Origin of the sequence: Halomonas litopenaei (assembly GCF_003045775.1) — a bacterium.
Lineage (GTDB): Bacteria > Pseudomonadota > Gammaproteobacteria > Pseudomonadales > Halomonadaceae > Halomonas > Halomonas litopenaei.
In genome coordinates this window covers 1-1,211 of sequence record NZ_PXNS01000038.1, presented here as the reverse complement: position 1 = coordinate 1,211, position 1,211 = coordinate 1, and the positions used below count along the sequence as shown (strand labels likewise).

General features: G+C 59.8%; 2 protein-coding genes. Both read right to left on the bottom strand.

The genetic code is table 11. The features are described 5' to 3' along the window. Positions 1-28: 28 nt before the first annotated feature. Positions 29-838: an IS3 family transposase gene (locus C6W88_RS21200; protein WP_108133891.1), complete on the bottom strand. Its 810-nt coding sequence runs from the start codon at positions 836-838 to the stop codon at positions 29-31. Between the two features lie 5 nt (positions 839-843). Beyond that, a complete protein-coding gene (locus tag C6W88_RS21195; RefSeq protein ID WP_108133890.1) occupies positions 844-1,155 on the bottom strand; it encodes a DUF1153 domain-containing protein in 312 nt (103 codons plus the stop codon). Positions 1,156-1,211: the final 56 nt, after the last annotated feature.

Sequence of the window (1,211 nt, the reverse complement as noted above, 5' to 3'; positions counted from 1 at the left end):
TGTAATGACCCCTTGGTTTCTGCACACCTCATCCAGTTAATGCGAGGTGTGCTCGGGGTGACACATAGCCCAGAGACTGATGTGGTCGCTCTTCGTTGTAGTACCGGATCCAGCGATCTATCACAACTCTGGCTTGGCCCAGCGACTCGAAGCGATGCTGCCAGATGCACTCCTCCTTCAAGGATCGGAAGAAGCGCTCCACGAGTCCGTTCTGTTCCGGTGTATACGGCGTCGTGAACTCCTGGGTGAGACCATAGGCCTTCACCGTGCCCGTGTAGTGCCGGCTGCTGAAGACCAGGCCGTTGTCGGAGCGTAGTGCCAGCGGTTGCTGAACGCGCCCCAGCGCTCCCAGTCGATAGATCAGCGCCTCCTCCAGAGCGGCCTCAGCGGTCTTGCTGCTGCCATTGTCCGATAGTCGCCAGCCGAGGATCTCTCTTGTGCAGCAGTCGATGATCACCGCCAGGCTGGCTCGCCGATCCTTTCCACACCACACGTGCGTGAGATCCGTCGCCCAGCGTTCATCAGGCCGTGACGTGACTGACGGCAAGCTCCTGGCACGCGGTCGGAAGCCTTGTGGCCGCTTGCGTACCTGCCAGCCTTTCATTTGCAGGATGCGCTGGATCGGCTTGCGGTTCTCTCCTAAGACGCACGCCAGGCGGCGATAGCCATAGGTGGGGAACCTCTCCAGGGCCAGTTTCACCCGCACCGCCAAGTCGGCATTGATGGCACGCTTCCGCGATTTGGGCCGGTAATACAGGCTGCGCCGGGGGAATCCCAGCCAACGGCAAAGCTTAACGAGCGATACCACATGGCCTTCCTCGGCCAGTTGCGCCTGCAGCGACCTTACGAGTTCTCGTCCTCGTCGAGCAGGCGCTTGAATTTTTTTAGCGCATAGATCTGCAGATGGGCCTCACCCAATGCCTCCTTGGTCTCCCGGAGCTCGGACTCATACTGCTCACGGATGTCCTTGGGGCGGGCCTTGAACCCGTTTTCCATGCTGCGCTGGGCCTCATCGACCCAGCCCTCGATCTCAGAGACAGTGAGATCGTACTGGCGAGCCACTTCAGCCGTCGTGGTCTTGCCCTTGAAGATGTCCATGACCACGGCGGCCTTGCGCTTCGCGGTCCATCGTTTGATGGAGTTGTCGTCGCTCATCCTGTCCTCCTTATGACTGCACTATATCCTGTGCAGCTATGGAGGGGGTCACTTCA